At 65.9% G+C, this 20588-nt stretch carries 20 protein-coding genes and 1 other RNA gene; 7 read left to right on the top strand and 14 right to left on the bottom strand.

The features are described from left to right. The first annotated feature begins 218 nt into the window (after window positions 1-218). Complete coding sequence (locus tag DUGA2_RS14485) at window positions 219-1088, top strand: RNA polymerase sigma-70 factor (protein WP_070269883.1); 870 nt, start codon at window positions 219-221, stop codon at window positions 1086-1088. Window positions 1089-1185: 97 nt separating this feature from the next. Further along, window positions 1186-1650, top strand: a complete 465-nt coding sequence (locus DUGA2_RS14480; RefSeq protein ID WP_070269881.1) for a carboxymuconolactone decarboxylase family protein — start codon at window positions 1186-1188, stop codon at window positions 1648-1650. Between the two features lie 2 nt (window positions 1651-1652). Here the strand turns inward: DUGA2_RS14480 and DUGA2_RS14475 are convergent, their stop codons facing one another. From DUGA2_RS14475 to DUGA2_RS34500, 7 genes are all read right to left on the bottom strand, one after another. Then, on the bottom strand, window positions 1653-2762 hold the full coding sequence (locus tag DUGA2_RS14475; protein WP_070269879.1) for a DegT/DnrJ/EryC1/StrS aminotransferase family protein: 1110 nt from the start codon (window positions 2760-2762) through the stop codon (window positions 1653-1655). Window positions 2763-2816: 54 nt separating this feature from the next. After that, on the bottom strand, window positions 2817-5576 hold the full coding sequence (locus DUGA2_RS14470; RefSeq protein WP_141753278.1) for a hypothetical protein: 2760 nt from the start codon (window positions 5574-5576) through the stop codon (window positions 2817-2819). 102 nt (window positions 5577-5678) lie between these two features. After that, a complete protein-coding gene (locus tag DUGA2_RS14465) occupies window positions 5679-6749 on the bottom strand; it encodes a S41 family peptidase (RefSeq protein ID WP_168167793.1) in 1071 nt (356 codons plus the stop codon). Between the two features lie 93 nt (window positions 6750-6842). Then, window positions 6843-7595, bottom strand: coding sequence for a LytTR family DNA-binding domain-containing protein (locus DUGA2_RS14460; protein ID WP_070269875.1), 753 nt, complete (start codon window positions 7593-7595; stop codon window positions 6843-6845). Next, window positions 7595-8926: a sensor histidine kinase gene (locus tag DUGA2_RS14455; RefSeq protein WP_168167792.1), complete on the bottom strand. Its 1332-nt coding sequence runs from the start codon at window positions 8924-8926 to the stop codon at window positions 7595-7597. Before DUGA2_RS14455 ends, DUGA2_RS14460 begins: the two co-directional genes overlap by 1 nt. A 248-nt stretch (window positions 8927-9174) precedes the next feature. Then, window positions 9175-9534, bottom strand: a transfer-messenger RNA (tmRNA) gene (ssrA, locus tag DUGA2_RS14450). A 192-nt stretch (window positions 9535-9726) separates the two neighbouring features. Next, window positions 9727-10428: an apolipoprotein A1/A4/E family protein gene (locus DUGA2_RS34500; protein WP_229214690.1), complete on the bottom strand. Its 702-nt coding sequence runs from the start codon at window positions 10426-10428 to the stop codon at window positions 9727-9729. 189 nt (window positions 10429-10617) lie between these two features. Between DUGA2_RS34500 and DUGA2_RS14440 the strand changes: the two genes are divergently transcribed. Genes DUGA2_RS14440 through DUGA2_RS14430 form a run of 3 tightly spaced genes read left to right on the top strand, consistent with a single transcriptional unit; the run spans window position 10618 to window position 11931 of the window. Further along, window positions 10618-11262, top strand: a complete 645-nt coding sequence (locus DUGA2_RS14440) for a TetR/AcrR family transcriptional regulator (RefSeq protein ID WP_070269871.1) — start codon at window positions 10618-10620, stop codon at window positions 11260-11262. Between the two features lie 27 nt (window positions 11263-11289). Beyond that, window positions 11290-11589, top strand: coding sequence for an antibiotic biosynthesis monooxygenase (locus tag DUGA2_RS14435; RefSeq protein ID WP_008446132.1), 300 nt, complete (start codon window positions 11290-11292; stop codon window positions 11587-11589). A 39-nt stretch (window positions 11590-11628) separates the two neighbouring features. Further along, entirely contained in the window at window positions 11629-11931 is a 303-nt protein-coding gene (locus tag DUGA2_RS14430) for a hypothetical protein (protein WP_070269869.1), read from the top strand. On the opposite strand, the gene DUGA2_RS14425 is transcribed toward DUGA2_RS14430, so the two are convergent. Genes DUGA2_RS14425 through DUGA2_RS14415 form a run of 3 tightly spaced genes read right to left on the bottom strand, consistent with a single transcriptional unit; the run spans window position 11932 to window position 16311 of the window. Then, complete coding sequence (locus DUGA2_RS14425; RefSeq protein ID WP_070269868.1) at window positions 11932-14232, bottom strand: EAL domain-containing protein; 2301 nt, start codon at window positions 14230-14232, stop codon at window positions 11932-11934. A 1-nt stretch (window position 14233) separates the two neighbouring features. Further along, complete coding sequence (gene pncB, locus DUGA2_RS14420) at window positions 14234-15427, bottom strand: nicotinate phosphoribosyltransferase (protein ID WP_070269867.1); 1194 nt, start codon at window positions 15425-15427, stop codon at window positions 14234-14236. Then, the gene (locus DUGA2_RS14415; RefSeq protein ID WP_070269866.1) at window positions 15424-16311 is read right to left on the bottom strand and encodes a cysteine hydrolase; all 888 of its coding nucleotides are present in this window, start codon (window positions 16309-16311) and stop codon (window positions 15424-15426) included. The genes pncB and DUGA2_RS14415 overlap by 4 nt, the downstream gene beginning before the upstream one ends. Before the next feature lie 125 nt (window positions 16312-16436). Here DUGA2_RS14415 and DUGA2_RS14410 point away from each other — a divergent pair, with 125 nt between their 5' ends. Continuing rightward, window positions 16437-16967 (top strand): DUF3455 domain-containing protein, encoded by a 531-nt coding sequence (locus DUGA2_RS14410; protein WP_070269865.1) that lies wholly within the window; start codon window positions 16437-16439, stop codon window positions 16965-16967. Window positions 16968-17045: 78 nt separating this feature from the next. Here the strand turns inward: DUGA2_RS14410 and DUGA2_RS14405 are convergent, their stop codons facing one another. Then, entirely contained in the window at window positions 17046-17657 is a 612-nt protein-coding gene (locus DUGA2_RS14405) for an FMN-dependent NADH-azoreductase (protein WP_070269864.1), read from the bottom strand. A 128-nt stretch (window positions 17658-17785) separates the two neighbouring features. Here DUGA2_RS14405 and DUGA2_RS14400 point away from each other — a divergent pair, with 128 nt between their 5' ends. Beyond that, the gene (locus DUGA2_RS14400) at window positions 17786-18919 is read left to right on the top strand and encodes a LysR family transcriptional regulator (protein ID WP_070269863.1); all 1134 of its coding nucleotides are present in this window, start codon (window positions 17786-17788) and stop codon (window positions 18917-18919) included. Here DUGA2_RS14400 and DUGA2_RS14395 read toward each other — a convergent pair. The 3 genes from DUGA2_RS14395 to DUGA2_RS14385 form a co-directional block, all read right to left on the bottom strand. Next, on the bottom strand, window positions 18897-19214 hold the full coding sequence (locus DUGA2_RS14395; protein WP_070269862.1) for a chaperone modulator CbpM: 318 nt from the start codon (window positions 19212-19214) through the stop codon (window positions 18897-18899). The genes DUGA2_RS14400 and DUGA2_RS14395 overlap by 23 nt on opposite strands. Window positions 19215-19217: 3 nt before the next feature. Beyond that, window positions 19218-20153: a DnaJ C-terminal domain-containing protein gene (locus DUGA2_RS14390; protein WP_070270246.1), complete on the bottom strand. Its 936-nt coding sequence runs from the start codon at window positions 20151-20153 to the stop codon at window positions 19218-19220. 68 nt (window positions 20154-20221) lie between these two features. Continuing rightward, the gene (locus DUGA2_RS14385) at window positions 20222-20557 is read right to left on the bottom strand and encodes a beta/gamma crystallin-related protein (RefSeq protein WP_070269861.1); all 336 of its coding nucleotides are present in this window, start codon (window positions 20555-20557) and stop codon (window positions 20222-20224) included. Window positions 20558-20588: the final 31 nt, after the last annotated feature.

Genomic DNA, 20588 nt, shown 5'->3' with positions numbered 1-20588 from the left:
TACATCTAAATTCACATTCTGGATAAAGACGCAGCGCTCCTTCTGTGGACTGGCGCGGCTTGCAGCGGGAACGTAAAATAAATTTGTGCGCGGTGTTGTATTTCATTTGCTGCAGCGCGAGGTGCTGCAAAACCAACATGGGATCAACAGTTGTGCAACACTGTCACAAAATGGAATGCCGCCACGTCTAAGCTGAAGGACCACTACTTTTACCTGCCATGACCGACACCATCACCTTCGACGCCCTGCGTCCGCGACTGCTCTCCATCGCCTACCGCATGCTCGGCACGCGCGCCGACGCCGAGGACGTAGTGCAGGATGCCTGGCTGCGCTGGCACGGCAGCGCGCAGGAGGCCGTGCAGTCGGCGGAGGCCTGGCTGGTGACGATCACCACCCGCCTCGCCATCGACCGCCTGCGCGGACGCATGGCGGAGCGCGAGTCCTATGTCGGCTGGTGGCTGCCGGAGCCCATCGTGGAGCTGGACGAGCGCACGCCCGAGAGCAGCGCCGAGATGGCGAGCGAGGTGTCGGTGGCCTTCCTGTGGGTGCTGGAGCGGCTGTCGCCGGAGGAGCGCGCGGCCTTCCTGATGCGGCAGGTGTTCGATCACGACTACGCCGATATCGCCGAGGTGCTGGGCAAGAGCGAGGCGGCCTGCCGGCAGATGGTGCACCGGGCGCAGGAGCGCGTGCAGCAGCAGAAGCCGCGCTTCGACGTGCCGAAGGACCAGCACCGCGACCTGCTGGGCAAATTCATCGAGGCGGCCAAGGTCGGCGACCGCGCCGCCATGAAGGCGATGATGGCGGGCGACGTGCAGATGGTGGCCGACGGTGGCGGCAAGGTCAACTCCTTCCTGCACATCCTGCACGGAGCCGGGCGCGTGGCCGGCATGTACTGGTCGCTGGAGCACCAGAATCCGAACAAGGTCGCCTACCGGGCGGCGCGCGTCAACGGCGAGCCGGGGCTGATCCGCTATGTGGACGGCAAGCTGGAGTCGGCGCAGTCCTTCCTGGTGGAGGACGGCGCCATCGTTTCGATCTTCATCGTGCGCAATCCGGACAAGCTGACCGGCGTGCCGCAATTTATTTGAGATTTTTTTGAAAAGCTGTCACAGGATGTGAAGCCGGGGCGTCTAACAGGTATGGAGGGCGCAATGGTGTGCCCTCAAACCACCGAAAGGCACCATCATGAACCACTCCGCACGCATCCCCTTCTTCCAGCTCGCACACGCCAACCTGCAGGCGATGATCGCGCTGTCCGGCACCGTCAAGAAAAGTTCGCTGGGCCCGCGCCTGGTGGAGCTGATCAATCTGCGCGTGTCGCAGATCAACGGCTGCGGCGTGTGCATCGATATGCACTGGCGCGACCTGATCAAGCAGGAAGCCAATCCGCGCCACCTGAACGCCATCGCCGGCTGGCGCGAGGCGCCCTTCTTCAGCGACCGCGAGCGCGCAGCGCTGAACTGGGCCGAGGCGGTCAACGCGCTGCCGCACCAGCATCCGAGCGATGACGATTTCGCGCTGCTGCAGCAGCACTTCACGGACAACGAGATCGCCGAGATCAGCTACACCATCGCCGTCATCAAGGGTTGGAACACCATCAACGCCAGCCTGCGCAACCAGATCCCGGAAGTGCCGGCGCCCGGCATGTAAGGTCAGGCCTTGAGGACTTGTGCGACCACGGCGCAGACGTGGTCGACATCCTCCGCCGTCATCGACGCGTGCAGCGGCAGGGTGACGGTTTCGCGCGCGATGCGCTCGGCGTTGGGGAACTGGCCGTCGGTGTAGCCGTAGCCTCTGCCGACGGTGGTGAGGTGGCAGGCCTCATACGACATGCCGGTGCCGACGCCCTGCTCCTGCAAGGCGGCGCGGAAGCTCTTGCGGGTGTGGCCGAACCGTTCGTAGGGGATCAGCACGTTGAACATATTCCAGCTCTGGCGCGGCACGCCTTGCGGCGGCAGCACCACGCCTGGCAATGATGGGAATTTTTCGAAGTAGCGTTCCACCAGTGCGGCGCGCTGCGCCAGGAAGCGCGGCAGCTGCTTCAACTGGTGCACCCCGATCACCGCCGAGACGTCGGACATATTGAATTTGCCGGCGGCGACGGCGACGTCGCGCGTGTCGTCGGGCAGGCGCTGGATGCCGTGGAAGCGCAGCAGGTCCACCAGTTTGGCCTCGTCCCCGCTGGCGACGACGATGGCGCCGCCTTCGATGGTGGTCATGTTTTTATTCGGGTGGAAGCTGAAGGTGGCGATGTCGCCGAAGCCGCCGACCGGCTGGTCCTTCCAGTAGGAGCCTTGCACCAGCGCGGCGTCTTCGATCACGCGCAGCTGGTGGCGCTGGGCCAGCGCGTACAGCGCGTCGATGTCGCCGAGCGCGCCGGGGAAGTGGGTCGGCATGATGGCCTTGGTGCGCGGCGTGATGGCCGCCTCCACCTGCGCCAGGTCGATGGCGCGGTTGTGCAGCTCGCAGTCGACGAACACCGGCGTGGCGCCGACCTTGACGATCATGTTCATCGCGGAGAAAAAGCTTTGCGCGGAGGTGATCACCTCGTCGCCGGGGCCGATGCCGCACACTTGCAGCGCGATCTCCATCGCGCCGGTCGCCGACGTCAGCACGCGCGTGGGGCGGCCGCAGAAGCTCTCCGACAAGGCACGCTCCAGTTCCGTCACATTGGGACCGGTGGCGATCCAGTTGGAACGCAGCACGGCGGCAACGGCCTGGATGGTGTCTTCATCGAGTTGGGGTTGGGCGAATTTGAGCATGGATGGCGGCCTGTGCGGGGAGACTGGAGAGCACGATTCTACCAGCGCCACACCCTAGCTGCTCAGGCATGGCCAGAGCACGGCGGCATGCGCCTGGCCGGCCCCCAGCACACGCTCGGCGATCAGCGCGCCCAGCTTGCGATAGCTCTCCCACTGTGCCTCGTCAAAAAACTGGTCGGCCGTGGTCTGCTGGGGAAACTGCGGCTGGTCGGCCGCGTGCGTGCACAGGTCGCCCGGCATGGCGCCGACCTGCACCGGCTTGAGGACGACGATGCGCACGTCCGGCGCGCCTTCCGGTGCGCTGCCCGGGCGGTAGCCGTTGAGCAGCAAAGCACAGCGGCCGTCGCGGTCGCCGCGCCGCATGGTCTCGAAGCTGCCGAAGGCGTCCCCCAGCGCCGCCGCTTGCGCGCCGTCCGCCAGGCGCAGGTCCAGGCCGAAGTCGATCCGGGCCAGGCGGATCAGGACGCCGAGGTCATGGTACTGGTAGGCCGGGTCGGCGCCGCAGTCGCAGGCCAGGATCAGCTTGATGTGGCGCTCCGGCCGCAGCAACTCGTAGATGCCGGTATTGTCGAAATGGCCGCCGTCGCTCAGGTAGTGAAAGCGGCGGCGCAGCCCGTGGAAATGGGCGGTCAATTCCTCGACCAGATACACCTGGGTCGGGAAGTAGCGGCGCATCCATCTGGCCAGGCGGTTGCGCTCGTCGTCCGGCTTCGCCGGGATCCCGGACTGCCACCAGCGTCCCAGCCGCACGTTGGCAAGACCCAGCAGGAAAGCCTTGGCGGCCGTGGTGCCGCGCCCCATGCCGCTGCTGACCGCGGCGCCCGAGACCGCCACCCACTCGCCTATGGTCAGCGTGTCGCTCTGGGCCAGCAGCGCCGGGTCCGGATGCAGGATCTGGCCGTCGACCGCGATGTTGGGCACGACAGGATGGTTCTGCATGCCGGGCAGGATGACCATCGGCCGCCCCTTGCGGTCGCGTTGCACCAGTTGTTCCGACGGGTCGACGTTCTGGTTGAGGCAGATGTTAATCAGATGCATGGGCGCCATCTGGTTCCGGGTATAGGCGGCATAGGGGATGTGGTCGCTGGCCTCGGGCTCGGCGGAGCTGCGGGCCGCCGCCGAGGCGTGCTCGAAGCGCTTGCCGTTGGAGGCGCCGTGGTAGGCGCGGGTCAGGCGGCCGCCGTACAGTCCGGACAGCGTAGACAGGTTGAGAAATTGCGGGTAGTGCGCGACGATCAGCACCAGGGCCAGCGCGCAGGCCAGGCTGATCGACACCAGCGGCAAGCGGCCGGCAACTGCCGCGGCGAGCGGGCCGGGCCGCGGTATGCCGCCATTCCATTCGAGCCACAGCACCGCCATGTCCCACAGCACGCACAAGACGAAGGCCAGCAACAGGCCCAGAGCGCCGAACAACAGGTCCAGCGGCAACCGCAATTTGGGCTGGCTGGTGCCGGCCTTGATCTGGTGCTGGGTCATGTGCACCAGCCAGGTCATCACGCCGCCCAGCGTCAGCTGCGACAGCCAGTGCATCCGCAGCGCAGGGTTCATGTACAGCCATTGCGCGGCGGTGTCGACCAGCGCGACGAACAGCACGGCGCCGCTCCAGCGCAGGCCGCTGGTCAGGCAGCGGGTCAGCACCACACGGTGGTTGCCGATCACCGCGTGGTTGCCGACGCTGGTGCCGAACCACCAGATCATGGCCAGCAGCATCAGGGCCGAGGCCGCGACGGCCACATAAAACAGGCGCGTCCAGTCGGCCTCATGCAGCGCGGACACGGCGGCCGCGATGCCGCTCAACAGCAGGATCAGGCCAGCCATGACCACCGCCGGCAGCCAGCCCGATTGCCGGCCCAGGTCCCGGGGGAAGGATGTAAGCGCAGCCCGCAGGTCGGGCTTGTCGCCGATCGTACTGTTGGGGCGTGGATAGATGAGCCAGAATGCCAGGATGCAGGGCGCGACCCATGCGGCGGCCAGCAACGCCACCAGGTCCCACAACGGACTGCACCACAGCGCGGGGCCGGCCGCGAACCTCAACCATTGGGGCAGCAGTCCGCCCGGCCCGACCGCTCCTGCCGCTCCATCAGCGGCATACGCCCAGGCCAGGCCGTATCCGTAGGCCAGCTTGGCCAGGCCGAGCACCAGGAACAGGCACGCCAGCAGCGTGCCCAGCACGTATTGCATGCCCAGCCAGGCCCTGAGCGCGGTCGCGGCGCCGTACAGCGTATCGCCGGCGCTGACCGGGGACAGGTAGCGGCCGTTTTCCCGCAGCCACGCCATGGCCATCTCGGCGCGTCCACGGGCCGTGCCGAGATGCTCGCGCAGCGCCTCGCGCATGCGCGGGGCATCGCAGGTGAACACCTGGTAGGCCTGTTGCGCGGCCTCCTGGTCGGTTTGGGGCTTGCCTTCAGGCGTCGGGCTCCCCAGGCGGCCGGGAATGAACAAGCTGCCGAAGAAGCTGCCGACGTAGCCGCCGCCGCTGACCGTGGACAGGTAGTCGAACTGGGCCAGCAGACAGTCGTGCGCGGCGCTGGCCTGGCCGCTCCTGGCGACACCGGGCGGCGCGGGCAGCGCGGCGGCAGGAATCCGGCTCAGCGCTTGCAGCACGCCGAGGCAGAACGTGGCGCTGCGGATGCCGCCGCCCGACAGCGCCAGCCCCCATTGCTGGTCGGCTTGGCCGCGCACCGTGCTCAGGGACATCGCGCTGCGCCGCGCGCAGGCCCGCCGGCACTCTTCGGCCATGTGGCCGCGGTAGGTGGCGGCGGTCTCGGTTGGCGCTGCTCCGTCGCCCTGCTTTGGTCGTCCTCGGCCCATCATCCGCTCCCCGTATCGCTGCCAGATGTACGCCAGCGCCATGTGGTTTGGACATCGACTGCCTGGTGGGAGTTCCGCTGCAGGGTGCAACACATCAATAGCGATTTACAAAGCCGCTTCCAGCTCGGCGAGCTTTTTCTCAAGCATAGACCGCTCCTTCGGGTTGCTGATTTTTGGCAGCACCTGACGCAAGGCCAGCGCATTGGCCTTGGTCATGGCCTTGTCTGCGGCGACGGCAACGTCGGGTTTGACTCCGGTTCCTTCCCAATCGCCTTTTGTGATCAGGTTGATTGAACGTCCTACCGGTATCACGGCGACCAGGTTCGGATCGATACGGAATGGCTGGACCGGATGCGCACCGCCTCCGGTTGTTTCACCAACTACGGTGATGCGCTTGATCGCCTGGAGGTTGTACGTAAAATCCTCGGCTGCGGAAAAGGTTTCGCCGCTGGTTAACACATAGACGGGCTTGTCTGCGCCAAAGCGCGCACCTGGAACGGCTGGATCGCTCCAGAACGAGTTGGTTTCATTCTCGGCGCGGAAGTAGATGTCCGACAGATGAACCTTCTTGTCCCCAAGCAGGTAACTTGCCACATGCGCCACCATGCGCGGGTCGCCGCCATGATTTTCGCGCAGGTCAATGATCATCGCGTTGCCATTGGCTGCCAGGCTCATTGCGGCAGTAGCGGCGGCCTTGCCGATATCCGCTGAAAAAAACCCGTTCAGCTTGAGGTACATGATATTGCCGGGTAGGCGCTCCACTTTTTCAAAGGAAAAGTTCAAGTATTGCCCCACTTCGGTCATACGCTGCAGCATCTCGGCAGGCACGCCGTGGTCAAGCGAGGGACGAGGCCGATCAGGTGGCGCGTTGAGGGCGTAGCGGATGCTCAAGTGTTTGTCCGGGTGGGCAGCCTGGATATGGGTCGTCAGCAAGTCCGCGAATTCAGCATCCGTCGCGGCCTTCTCGTAGTCGCCTTTGAGCAAGTGATCGCGAACGGCGGCGGCCATCTTGCTGCCTTCGTCGGCGAAAACATATTTGTCGGACAGGCGCTGGGCTAACAGGTCTACGGCAGCGGCCTTGTCTGCCGCGCTCAACGACCGCGACTGTTGCACGGTGGCGGCAGGCCGCTGTGCTTGTGCGCCTGCGATGGGGAGAGCGGTGATGCACAGGATCATGACTGCTGCGGAAAAGAGGTGTCGCATAATAGGATGTGGCTCCATGAAAAAGAATAAATCAAAAGGCGCAAACACAGTACCGCTCTTGCCCGGCTACATCTGGCGGAACTGCCTGGTAAACCCTTCACTCACCGTCAAACGCTCGGCCCGGCCTTTCAGTATCACCTCCAGGCCGGCGCCGCCGCGCGCGCCCTGTTCGCTGCGTTCGATCCGGTCGACAGCCTGCAGGTTGACGATGGCGCTGCGGTGGATTTGCGCGAACAGCTGCGGGTCCAGCTGTTCGAGCAGAGACTTGAGAGGCAGGCGGATCAGCGCATCGCCGCTCTCCGTCACCACCCGCGTGTACTTCTCGTCCGACTGGAAGTACAGCACTTCGCTCACCATCACCAGCCGCACCGTATTGCCGCTCGAAGCCTTGATCCACTTGAGGTAGACCGGCGCGCTCTCCTGCTCGAACAGCTTTTCCCACACGGCCGGCGGCGGGCTGGCGGCCGCGCGCGACTTCAGGCGGCGGATCGTCTGCAGCAGGCGTGCGGTGGTCACAGGCTTGACCAGGTAATCGGCCGCGCCGGCATCGAAAGCGGCAAGCGCGTAGTCCGCGTAAGCCGTGACGAACACCACCTGGCAGGACTCGGGAATATGACGCGCCACCTCCATGCCGTTCAGGCCGGGCATCTGGATATCCAGGAACACGATGTCCGGTTTCAATGCATCGATGCACGCCACCGCTTCAATGCCGTTTTCGGCCTGGCCGGCGATCTGCAGCTCGGGCCACAGGACGCGCAGCTGGTCCGTCAGTTCCGCCTGCAACAGCGGCTCGTCTTCGACGATCAGGGCGCGCGGCATCAGGCTTGGTCTCCTGCCACAGGCACCGTCAGCACGGCGCGCACGCCTTGTCCATCGCCGGGCTCCACGACAAGGCTGGCCTCGCGCCCATACAACAGTTGCAGGCGTTCTGCGATATTCGCCAGCCCCGTGCCCTGTCCGGCCTGTTCGGTCAAGCCGACGCCGTCGTCGACCACAGACACGCTTAGCAGCTTGCCTTGTCCCTTGCTCTCGCACCGTGCGCTGATGGTGATCAGGCCCGGTCGGCTGGCCCGCTCCAGCCCGTGTTTGACGGCGTTTTCCACAAGCGAGATCAGCATCGCCGGCGGGAACGGCAGACTGCGCAACTCCTCGTCCACATCGACGGCGAAGCGCAGTCGCGCGCCCATGCGGATGCGCATCACCGCCAGGTAGTCGCTCACCAAATCCGATTCTCGTCCCAGCGTCGAGGACACCGAGCGCATATCCGGCAGCGCGTTTTGCAGGTAGCCGACCAGATGGTCAAGCATGTCCTGCGCGGCATGCTGGTTGGTGCGGATCAGGTACTTCAGATTGGCCAGGGTATTGAACAGGAAGTGCGGCTCGACCTGGGCTTGCAAGGCCGAGAGGCGCGCCTGCAGCGAGGTGCGTTCCAGCTCGCGTTCGCGCCGGGCCGCATCCAGTGCGTTTGCATGGCGCGCGAGGTGCTGGCGTAGCTGGGCGCACACCATCTCGGCGGCCTTCAGCGATTCGCCCTGCTGGATCGCGAACCAGGCCAGGCCCGGGCGGCAGCGCAGCTCGATGCGGCAGCTGGGACCCAAATCGGGCGATACCCTCACCTCCACATGGCGCCCCAGCGCCAGCGGCCGCCAGCGGCCCAGCACGATCCGGCCCTTGAATGGGTCGTGGAAGAACGCCGGCGGGCCGGAGTAGCCAAGCGCCGTGCCGAGCGCAAGTCCCGACAAGGACTCGGTGCACAGGTCAAAGGTGGTATAGGGGTTGAACGGCGCATCGATGCGGCGCGTCACCGAAGAAGCCATTCCCTCGGCACACAGTGCCTTGCCCTCCTCGACCAGCCGGGCAAGATAGCTGCGGGCGATCCCGCTCGACATCATCGCGAACCAGGCCATCACCGCCAGCACGCCGCCGCCGACCATGTACGGATTGAGCTTGCGGGCCTCGAATTCGCCCGGCGCGGCCGTGCCGAAGTTCAGCCAGAGCGGCATCAGCGCGATCGCCAGCGACAGGAACAGCAGCGAACCGGCATTGAATCGCAGCGCCGATTGCAGCAGGTAGCGGCGCACCAGGCGGCGGTCGTGTTTGACTTCCGGTACGGGAGGAGCATTGAATGGCAGAAATGCGGGAGAACTCATTGAATCCCTCGTGTTGAACTTGTGCCGCCATTCTAGCGGCTCGGGTGCGCGTGTTTTCGCCCATGCGACGAATGACCGCAAATCGGGGAGGAAACCGGCGCCGGCGGGATGAATGCCGGCGACCGTAGCGCTCACCGGGGATGAGTAATCAACAGGGCTGGCGGACGTCGGAGGAAGGCCGCACATAGTAAAAAACCCGCTCGGAGGCGGGTTTTTTGTACTTCATGAAGCGGCTTAAAACGAATTAGTGGTGGAGACGGCGGGAATCGAACCCGCGTCCGCAAGCACTCTACAGACAGTTCTACATACTTAGCACTATCATTTAATTTAACCAGTACAACACGGACGTGCACGTTTTGGACTAGCGATTCACCTTAGATTTAGCACGGATTGAAGTGACCCCTCACAGTGCGATTCCCTGTAAATGACTCCATGACTTTTAACGGTCCGCCCCAGGGAAGAAGCGTTTAGGAGCTAACAGCAATTAAGCTGCCAGTGCGTACGAGTTATCGTTTGCAGTTAAGTTTTTCTGGGTGTATTTACGAGGTAGCCAGGCCTCGGTATGCCCTGTTCTGCTTTGCAACCCACGTCGAAACCAGGTCGTCCCCACAGATCTCCATTCTACCGCACTTTGCCCGGCGACGCATCTTACTCTCAACAGCACGTCAAACGCCCGTCATATTTGCCCGTTATAGTGAGCGCAGTTCTCACACAGAACGACCATTTAGCGCCTCTCCGAGGCGGCTACTACCGGCGCCGGCGGTCGGGAAATATACCGGCACCAACACTCCCCCAGCCCGCTAAATCACGGCCATGGACTTGGCCAGCAGGCCGAACATGCCCAGGAAACCGGAGAGCAATAGCGCAACCAGCCAGCGGAACTGGGCGTCGCTGCGATCCATACGTTTCTGGCTTTCATAAATGACCATGTCGATACGGACGGTAGTCTCGCGCTGCAAATTGCCGATATGGCTAAGGGTTTCTCTGTGCATGTCGTCCATGCGTGCACGCATAGTGTCGATATGGATACTGGCTTCCTTGCGCATGTCGTCCATGCGTACGCAAATAGCGTCGATATGGCTACTGGTTTCCTTGCGCATGTCGTCCATGCGTGCGCACACAGCGTCGATATGGCTACCGGTTCCCTTGCGCATGTCGTCCATGCGGAAAGAGGTTTCCCTCTGCAGTTCGCGTATCTGCGCGTGCACGGCCAGGAAATGGTCGGCAGTCTCTTTCCGGATTTGCTCCAGCTTGCCGTCTAGGTGGTTGAAATTGTCTGCGGTTTCCTTGCGCAGCGCGTCAATCCGCGCCGTGGTCTCGCGGTGCAACTCGTCAATGCGAGCCGTAGTCTCGCGGCGCAACTCGTCGACGCGGGCGTTGACTTCCCTGATGCCCGCCGCGCTCTCCTGTCTCAATGTTTCAATCTGGACGTCCATATCCTCATCCTCGGCACCGTGCCTGCCGTTGTCAAGCTGAGCTAACGCCTTTTTATTCGCTGTCATCGCACGGTCCCACCCCTGTCCGGCCAGCTTAATCCCGGCGCCGAACCGCAGTCCTGATCTGCCTCAAGCCCATCTTTGCGCCACGTTGTTGCGATGCAGCACAAAATACGCTGTCCGTATGGTTTTTTCTCAACACCGCCATCGCACTGCATTAAAATGAAAGCCACACCACCGCGCCCGACCCACGCCATGCCCAGTGCCGCTGCCCTCGACGCCCCCAGCCCGAAGAAACGCGGCCGGCCCCAGAAAGGGGAAGGCGGCCGCCTGCGCGCGGAATTGATCGAGAAATCGGCCCAGCTGTTCCGCACCAAGGGCTACGACAACACCACCGTGCGCGATATCGCGGCCGCCGCCGGCATCCAGGCCGGCAGCTGGTTCTACCATTTCAAGACCAAGCAGGACATCCTGGCCGCCATCATGGAGCAAGGCCTGGCGCACTCGCTGGCCGAGATCGAGGCCATCGCCCGCCAGCCGCTGCCGCCGCGCGCGCTGCTGCGCAAGCTGGTCGAAGCCCACCTGCACACGCTGCTGGCGCCCGACCACCACTTCATCGCCGTGCTGCTGTACGAATGGCGCTCGCTGGACGCCGCCTCGCGCGAACGCATCATCGCGCTCAAGGACCGCTATGAGGCCGTCTGGGACCAAGCCATCGCCGCCCTGCACCGCTCCGGCGACTGGGCCATGCCCTCGCAATTTGATCGTCTGCTGATCTTCGGCGCGCTGAACTGGACCGTGCAATGGTACAAGCCCGGCAGCGGCGCCGATCTGCAGCAACTGGCGCAACAGGCGATGTTGTTCATCCTGCGCACGCCGGCCGCGCTTGAGGCACAATAGAGGCATATATCTTGAAAGGAATGCCTGATGATTTATGAAGTCGCCGAGCTGTACATCAAACCCGAATCGCACACGGCCTTCCAGGCTGCGGTGGCCGAGGCGGTGCCAGTGTTTAAGAACGCCACCGGCTGCCTGTCGATGCGCCTGGACCGCGATATCGAGGTGCCGGATACCTACCATCTGGTGGTGGGCTGGCAGACGATCGAGCATCATACGGTGGATTTTCGCGGCAGCCAGGGCTTCCTGACCTGGCGCGGGCTGGTGGGCAGCCATTTCGCCCTGCCACCGAAAGTGGAACATTTCGAAACCGTGGTCTCCGGCTTTTAAGCCGCCCATGACTGCGCAGTCTCAAGAAGGAGGCTCATCATGACCCGCACCATCCACCGCAACTTCGAACAGGTGACGGACGCCGAAAGCGCCCGCAGCGCCCTGCTGGCCAGCGGCTTTCCGCCGTCCTGCGTCAAGCTGACCAAGCATACGACGCTGCCGCCCAGCGTGTCGACCAGCATGGTCGGCAACCTGCTCGATTCCCTGACGCCGGGCGGCCCGGCCGCCGCCGCGCAGGCCCGCCAGCGCAGCGGCGCCATGCTGACCATCGATATCTACGATGAAGACGAGGGCCAGAAAGCCGACGCCATCATGGGCGGCTTCGGCTCCACGGCGGCGTAGTCAGCCGGCCAGCAGGCCGGCCAGTCCGCCGCTGTCGGCGCCAGCCTGCTGGCGCCGCATCCATTCGCCGGCGTCGGCCACCGTCAGCGGCCGCGCGTAGAAGAAGCCTTGCAGCGCGTGACAACCGGCGTCGCGCGCGGCCACCGCTTGCTCCAGCGTTTCGATGCCCTCGGCCACCACTTGCAGGTCGAGCGCGGCCGCCAGCTGGCAGATCGCCATCACCACCGCCACCGCGTCCGGCGCCGGCAGCGGGTCGATCAGGCCGCGGTCGATCTTTACCGTGCTCAGCGGCAGCTGGCGCAGCATGCTCAGCGACGAAAAACCCGTACCGAAATCATCCATCGCCACATCGATGCCCAGCGCGCTGAGCTGCTGCAGCTGCAGCTGCGTGTCGTCGAGGTTGTCGACCGCGGCGCTTTCGGTGATCTCCAGCGTCAGGCAGCGCGGCGGGATGCCGGTCTCGCCCAGCACGCGCTCGACCAGCTGCAGGAAGCCGCGGTTGAGCAACTGCATCGGCGAGACGTTGACCGCCACCGGCATGCAGTCGCCCAGCTCGGCGTGCCAGGCGGCGATCTGGCGGCAGGCCTGCTCCAGCAGCATGGCGCCCAGCTCAGGGATCAGGCCGGTGCGCTCGGCGATGGCGATGAATTCCACCGGGCTGACCATGCCCACGCCCGGCCGCATCCAGCGCGCCAGCGCCTCGAAGCCCAGCAGCTTGCCGCTGACGGCGTCGATCTTGGGCTGGTAGTCCAGGTAGATTTCGTGGTTGCGGATGCCCTTGCGCAGCGCCTGTTCATTGTCCAGCGACTTGCTCGACATCTGCTCGAAGCGCTGTTCGGCCATCGCCAGCGCCGTGCCCGGCGTGCGCTTGGCCTGGTACATGGCGGCGTTGGCGGCGCGCAGCAGCGCTTCGGCGTTGCCGGCGTTGTCGGGGAAGACCGCCATGCCCATCGAGGCGTCGATGAAGTATTCGCCGGCCGGCACCTTGATCGCCTGCACGCAGGCGCTTTGCAGCCGTTCGGCGATGTCGCGCGCATTGCCTTCGTCGGGGTCGACGATGGCGAACTCGTCGCCGCCCAGCCGTATCAGTTCGGCGCGCGCGCCCAGCGCTTCCTTGAGCTTGGCCGCGAAGGCTTTCAGCACGTGGTCGCCGGTGACGTGGCCCTGGCTCTGGTTGAACAGCTTGAAGCGGTCGATGTTGAGCACCACCAGCGTGCAGTGCAGCGAGCCGTCGGCCAGGTAGCAGTATTCCTTCAGGCGCTGCATCAGCACGGTGCGGTTGGGCAGGCCGGTCAGCTTGTCGTGCGTGGCCTGGTGCAGCAGCGCGCGGGCGCTGGCGTTGCGTTCGGTGTCGTCGGTGATCAGGATTTGCGTGGCGGCCACGCCATCCCATTCGACGCGCCACGCTTCGAAGCGCAGCTCCAGCTCGCGCCCGCCCGCCACTTCGCGCCGGCCTTCCCAGTTGGCGATGTCGAGCTTGCCTTCCTGCAGCGCGCGGTGCTGGCGCTGCAATTGCTCGTCGCTGAAGCTGTCCGGCGGCAGGTCGGCGATCACCACGTAGTTGCCCTGCCCCAGCGGCATGCCGTAGATCCCGCGCACCGCCGGGTTGGCGTACAGGATGCGCTCGCCGTCGGTGACAACCACGCCCTGCACCGAGTGTTCGGTCAGCAGCTGGAAGCGCGCGGCCAGCTTGCCGGCGTCGCGCAGCGCGCCCTCCAGCGCCGACAGCACGGACACGGTGCCGATGCCGGCGCGCAGCAGGGTGGCGAAGAAGATGCTGGCGGCCACGCCCTGCTCGCCGTAGAACACCAGCAGCAGCTGGTTCAGGCCCAGCAGGACCAGCAGCGGCCCGACCAGCCGTTCCAGCGCATGGGTGCGCCATAGCCAGCGCATCGCCAGCACGCCGGTGCCCATCAGCACCAGCAGATTGAACAGCGGCCAGAACACCAGCTTGGCGGCCGGCGCCGGCGCCAGCAGCGCGACGGCCGCGCCCACGCCGATGGCGATGGCGGCGCCGCGCGGCAGGCGGCGGCCGGCCAGCTGGGCCACGCTGGAAGCGAGGAAGATCAGGTTGCCGATGGCGCCGGCCAGCACCAGCGGCAGGCCCAGCATGTCGAACGGCGCCGCCGCTTCGGTGCGGATCAAATAGCCGAACGCCAGCAGCGCGGCGAACAGCGTCGAGCAGCCCATGTCGCGGGCGAAGCCCTGGCTGCGGTGGCGCCGCCACACCAGCAGCAGCGCCACCCCGATCACGACGAACATGGCGGCGTTGGTCAGATAGAGGTAGAGCATGCCGTGCATGTCAGGCCGCCGGGTGGTTGAACACCTGGCGCAGATAGGCCAGGAAGGTTTCGTCCTTGCACACCGTCTTGCCCGGCGAGTCGGACAGCTTGGCCACCGACTGGCCGTTGCAGCACACCAGCTTCATGACGATGTTCAGCGGCGTCAGGCCGACGTCGTTGGTCAGGTGGGTGCCGATGCCGAAGCCGGTCATGATGCGGTCGGCGAAGTGGCGGTACAGCGCGAACGCGGTCTCCAGGTTCAGGCCGTCCGAGAACACCAGGCGCTTGGTCTTGGCGTCGATGCGCAGCGCGGCGTAGTGGGCCAGCGCCTTTTCGCCCCACGCCACCGGGTCGCCGGAATCGTGGCGCAGGCCGTCGAACAGCTTGGCGAAGTACAGGTCGAAGTCGTCGAGGAAGGCGTCCATGCCGACCACGTCGGTCAGGGCGACGCCGAGGTCGCCCCGGTATTCCTGCACCCACGCTTCCAGCGAGGCTTTCTGGAAATCGCGCAGCCGCACGCCGAAGGCCTGGAACGATTGCATGTATTCGTGCGCCATGGTGCCGATCGGCACCAGGCCGAACCGCATCGCCTGGTAGACGTTGGAGGTGCCCTTGAAGTATTGCGGCACTTCGCGCGCCAGGCGCTGCACCACTTCGTCATGCCAGGCGCTGGAGTAGCGGCGGCGCGTGCCGAAGTCGGAGAATTCGAAGGGGTTGCGTTTGGCCGGCTCGGCGCCGAAGGCTTGCAGCGCGGCGATCTTGGCGGCCAGCCGCGTGCGCCCTTCCGCCAGCGCGGCGGCCTGGTCGAAGCGGCGGAAGTACAGCTCGTTGACGATGTACAGCACGTAGATCTCGAAGCCCATCACGTGCACCTGCGGGCCGCTGGCGTGGATGGCCAGCGCGCCGCCTTCAACGCGCGCGTCGATGAACTTGCGCTGGAAGCGGAACACGGTGAGGAAGTCGACGAAGTCGCTCTTGATGTAGCGCAGCGAGCGCAGGTAGTTCAATTCCTGCTCGGTAAAGCTCATCGAGCACAGGTGGTCGAGCTCGCGTTGTATGTCGGGCAGCAGCTCGGCCAGCGGGTAGGCGGTGGCGTTGCGGCAGACGAATTCGTATTCGGTGTGCGAGTTCGGATGGCCATGCAGCAGCGCCTGCCACATGGTGAATTTGTATAAATCGGTTTCCAGCAGGCTGCGGACGATGGGCTGGTTCATGCTGGGTCCGTTCCGAGCCCGCGGCTGGCGTTGGCCAGCAGTTCGGGCAGCACGTCGGCCGTCTGCATCAGCTGCACGCCGCGCGCCTGCATCGCCTGCAGGAAGGCCTGGTACTGCGGTTCGAAGCCGGCGACCGGGCTGATGCAGTCGGTCAGCAGCACCAGCTTGGACAGCGGCTGGCCCAGGTGTTCAACGATATGCTCGACCGTGGCCCTGACGCAGTGGCTGCCGGCCTCGCCGGCGATGTAGACCTGGTCGGCCTCGGCCAGCGTGGCGATGAAGCCGGTGTTGAGCTGGGTGTCCGGGTCGTCGGCGTCCGGCACTTCGGCCATGACGGCGGAGTAGTGCTCGGTCCACGGGTTGGAACCCTTGGCCAGCTTGGCGACGATGCCCAGCGACGCTTCCTCCCAGGCGCCATAGGCGGCGCGCACGTCGTCGTGGACGTTGTTGCCCCAGGTGCCGATTTCGCAGTGCACCGGCCACACCATCAGGCGGTAGCGGCCGGCCGCTTCCAGCTTGTCGAGGTAGTTCAGCGCCAGCGGCAGGGCGGCCGGATGGCGCGGCAGGAATTTTTCCGCCCGCACGTCGGCCGCGCTGATCTCGGTGAACGGCGCCACCGGGGCGCCGTCCTGCGCGATCCAGAAGGTGGGGTGGGCGATGTCGAAGCGGTGGTGGGAATCGAGCGTGATGCTGATGGCGGTCAGGCCGGCGCGGCCGCGGTTGATCAGGCCGGCCAGGCGCAGCATGTCCTGGTGGGCGCCCGGCACCGGCAGCGCCGGCGCGTGGTGCGCGCGGGTGGCCGGGTTGTCGGGCAGGTAGCTGGCCGGCAGATCGCAAAAATCGTTTTGCGGATCGATGATCAGCAGATGCAGGTTCCGTTTCATGTGGGCTCCGAGTCTTGCTTAACTGTATATGATTTTGCCCGATAGCGCGGGCCGATGGTGATGATTATCGGCCAAGCCGCACGAATTTGCGTAAAATGCTTTTTCAATAAGATGGAGGAAAACCTATGAGCGCCCGCCTTTTCCATGCCGCCGCCATCGCGGCGGCCCTGTCCGGCTGCGCCAGCGCCGGCTTCCCGCCGGTGGCCGTGCCTGCCGCGCTGCAGCCGCCGGCCGGCCACCAGTTGTCGCTGGCGGCCAACGCCAGCGGTGTGCAGATCTATGTGTGCAGCGCCGCCAAGGCCGAGCCGGCGCAGGCCGAGTGGGTGTTCAAGGCGCCCGAGGCGGCGCTGTTCGACGCCGCCGGCGCCGTCATCGGCAAGCACTACGCGGGCCCGACCTGGGAAGGCAACGACGGCAGCAAGGTGGTCGGCGAGGTCAAGGCCAAACAGGACGATGCGGCCGGCAAGGCGATCCCGTGGCTGCTGCTGGCGGCCAAGTCGGCCAGCGGCGACGGCGTCTTCGGCCGCGTCAGCTACGTGCAGCGCCTGGCGACCGAGGCCGGCAAGGCGCCGGCCGACGGCTGCACCGCCGCCGACATCGGCAAGCAGGCGCGCGTGCCGTACAAGGCGCTGTACCGCTTCTACGTGCCGGGCTGAGGCGCCCCGTTCTGAACGCGAAAAACTCCCTGCCGGCGCCAGCCGGCAGGGAGTTTTTCATTGCGGGGGGGGCGGAAATTAGGCGGCGATCGCTTCGATCTTCGAGCGGCCCTTGGCGACGGCGGCGGCCACCGCTTCCTCCCCCATGGCCACGCCTTCGGCGACGACGAAGGTGATGTCGGTCATGCCGAGGAAGCCCAGCACCGAGCGCAGGTAGGTCGTGACGTGGTCGTAGGCGGCTGCAGGGCCTTCGCTGTAGACGCCGCCGCTGGCGACGAACACGATCACTTTCTTGCCGTGCACCAGGCCTTCAGGGCCGTTGGCGCCGTACTTGAAGGTGCGGCCGGCGCGCGCCACGTGGTCGATCCACGCTTTCAGGCCGGAGGTGACGGAGAAGTTGTACATCGGCGCGCCGATGACGATGGTGTCGGCGGCCAGCAGCTCGTCCACCAGCACGTCGGAGGTCTTGATGGTGTGGGCCTGGTCGGCGTTGCGCTGCTCGGCCGGGGTGAAGTAGGCGCCCATCATCTGCTCGGTCAGGTGCGGCACCGGGCTGGCGGCCAGGTCGCGGGTGACGACGGTGCCCGACGGGTTGGCCGCTTGCCATTTGGCGACGAATTCGCCGCCCAGCTGGCGCGACAGGGAGCCGTTTTGACGAACACTGCTGTTGATGTGGAGTACGGTTGCCATGATGCTAAACCTTTCGTGTGGGGAGGGATTGCTTCCATCATAGAACGGGTTTAGTATCGACGAAATACTGTAAATTTAAATCCTACCTATCGATATATTCGATATCAATTTTCCAACAAGGTGTTCCCATGCGCGATCCCGGCCTGCCCTCCCTCGACCAGCTGCGGGTGTTTATCGCCGTCATCGACCATGGCGGTTTCGCCCACGCGGCGCGGGCGCTGCACCGCACGCAGTCGGTGATCAGCTACACCATCGCCAACCTGGAGGAGCAGCTCAACGTCGAGCTGCTCGACCGCAGCAAGCGCAAGCCGGTGCTGACCGAGGCCGGCAAGGCGCTGCTGGCCGACGCCCGCGCGGTGTCGCTCAAGGTGGACGGCATGCGGGCGCGCGCCAAGGCGCTGTCGGCCGGGCTGGAGGCGGAGGTGTCGGTGGTGGTCGACGTGATGTTCTCGACCTGCAAGCTGGTGCGCATCCTGCACGCCTTCCAGAAGGAATTCCCGACCGTGGCGATGCGGCTGCGCACCGAGGCGCTGGGCGCCGTCACCGAGCTGGTGCTGCAGCGCGAATGCCACATCGGCATCAGCGGCTGGATGCCGGGCACGCCCGACACCATCGAGCGCCAGAGCTGCGGCTTCGTCACCATGGTGCCGGTGGCCTCGCCCGAGCATCCGCTGGCGCAGATCGAGGGCAAGATCCCGAGTGCGGTGCTGCGCGAGCACACCCAGCTGGTGCTGACCGACCGCAGCACGCTGACCAAGGGCCAGGACTTCGGCGTGCTGGCCCTGCGCGACTGGCGGCTGGGCGACCTGAGCTCCAAGCACGCGCTGCTGCGCAGCGGCATCGGCTGGGGCAATATGCCGGTCGAGTTCGTGCAGTGTGATCTGGACGCGGGGCGGCTGGTGCAGCTGCAGATCAGCGAGGGCAGCTCGTTCAGCTTCCCGCTGTACGTGATACGGCGCGGCGACGAGGAGCCGGGCCCGGCCACGCGCTGGCTGATGCAGCAGTTCATGGAGCTGGAGCAGCCCGAGCAGCCCGGCGAGCCGGTGCCCAACCACGACCTGCGGCCGGTGCCGGTGCCGGGCGACGCGGGCCTGAGCCATATGTACCACCGGCTGCGCGACGCAGCCACGCCGGGCCAGCCGGCGCCGGCCGCGGCCAAAGCCAAGGCCGGCGCCAGGGCCAAGCCCGGCCCGCTGCCGCCGATGGGCGAGGCGCCGGCCGGCCTGAGCGCGCCCGCCCCTATTTCACTCCGGCGGCGCTGAGCTTGCAGCGCAGGCGGCGGATCTCTTCCGACAGATCGACCACCAGCGCGGCGACGTCGTCGTTGGCGTCAAAGTCGCGCTCGACCTGGCACAGCCGGCGCGCGCGCACCAGGTCGGCGCTGGTGAAGCGCCAGGCGACGATGTCGGCGCAGTCCGGTTCGGCGCTGTCGAGCAGGATGCCGGTGCGCACCCGCTGCACCACCCAGTCCGGCTCGACGGCGCAGGCTTGCGCCAGTTCTTCCACGGTCAGCGCGGCGTCGTCGATCAGCACCGCCTCCAAGATAGCCTGTCCCATCGTTCATCCTCCCGCGCGCGGGTTGAAAGCCAGATCGCGCGCCATCGCTTGATACAGTTCGCGTGCCTTGTCGGTGCTGGCCGGCGGCAGCACCACTTCCAGCAGCAGATACAGGTCGCCGGCCTCCTTGCCGGGGATGCCGCGCCCGCGCAGGCGCAGCTTGCGGCCGCTCTGCGAGCCGGCCGGCACCGTGACGTTGACCTTGCCGGACGGCGTGGCCACCTCGATCTCGCCGCCCAGCGCCATTTCCCACGGCGCCACCGGCACCGTCTCGTAGACGTCGCGGCCGTCGATGCGGTAGCGCGCGTGCGGCCGGAACTGGATTTCCAGGTACAGGTCGCCCGGCCCGGCCGCGCCCGGCTGGCCCTGGCCCGTCAGCCGCAGCTGCTGGCCGGCCGTCACGCCCTTCGGAATGTTGACGCTGAGGTTGCGCTCGCGCGTGACGATGCGGTCCTGGGCGTCGCGCTCGGCCACGGTCAGGGTGATGGTGCGGGTCGCGCCTTGATAGCTGTCGGCCAGGTCGATGGTGATGGCGGCGTGGCTGTCCTCGCCGCGCTGGGGCGGCGCCTGGCGCCGGCGGCCGCCGCCCAGGTTGGCGAACAGGTCGGCGAAGAAATCGCTGCCCATGGGATCGCCGCCATAGCCGCCCGCGCCCGCGCCGTTGCCGCCGAAGCCCCGGCCCCAGTCCGGCGGCGGACGGAATTCCTGGCCGGCGCGGTACTGGTGGCCGCGTCCGAGCTCGTCGTAGGCGGCGCGCTTTTCGGCGTCGCCCAGCACGCCGTAGGCTTCGTTCAATTCCTGGGTCTTGCCCTGGGCATCGGCCTCCTTGCTGACGTCCGGATGGTATTTACGGACCAGCTTGCGGTAGGCTTTCTTGATGTCGTCCTCGGTGGCCGTCTTCGGCACGCCCAGGGTCTGGTAGTAATCCTTGTATTCCACGTTGTCGCGCTCCTGTATTGCGTCAGCCACAGTCTAGCGCCAAATGGGCGAAGGCGGCGCCCGCCGCCTCATTTATGCTCGGGCTTGTCCTTGGCGGCCGGCCTGGCCTCGATTTCGCGCACCGACGACATCATGTCGTTAAAGTTCTTGAGCTCGGCGTATTCGCCCTTTTCCAGGATCAGGCACTTGCCCTTGTAGTGCTTGTTCTCGCACACTTCCCAGGTGCCGTTCTGCACGATCACGCTGGAGGTGCGGTCGTTGAAGCCCAGCTTGTCCAGGTCGGGCTCCGAGCCGTGCAGCTGCAGGGCCGGGCCGCCGAAGTGCGCGCGGGTGTACAGCGTGATGTCGCCGGCCTGCGCCGCCGCGGCGGCGCCCAGCAGCGCAAGGCCCAGTATTCGCTTCATGAACGGTACTCCGAAAGATGGCGGTGTCGCC

This window comes from Duganella sp. HH101 (genome assembly GCF_001758795.1).
GTDB classification, from domain to species: domain Bacteria; phylum Pseudomonadota; class Gammaproteobacteria; order Burkholderiales; family Burkholderiaceae_D; genus Rugamonas; species Rugamonas rivuli.
This window is presented reverse-complemented; position numbering and strand designations above follow the sequence as displayed.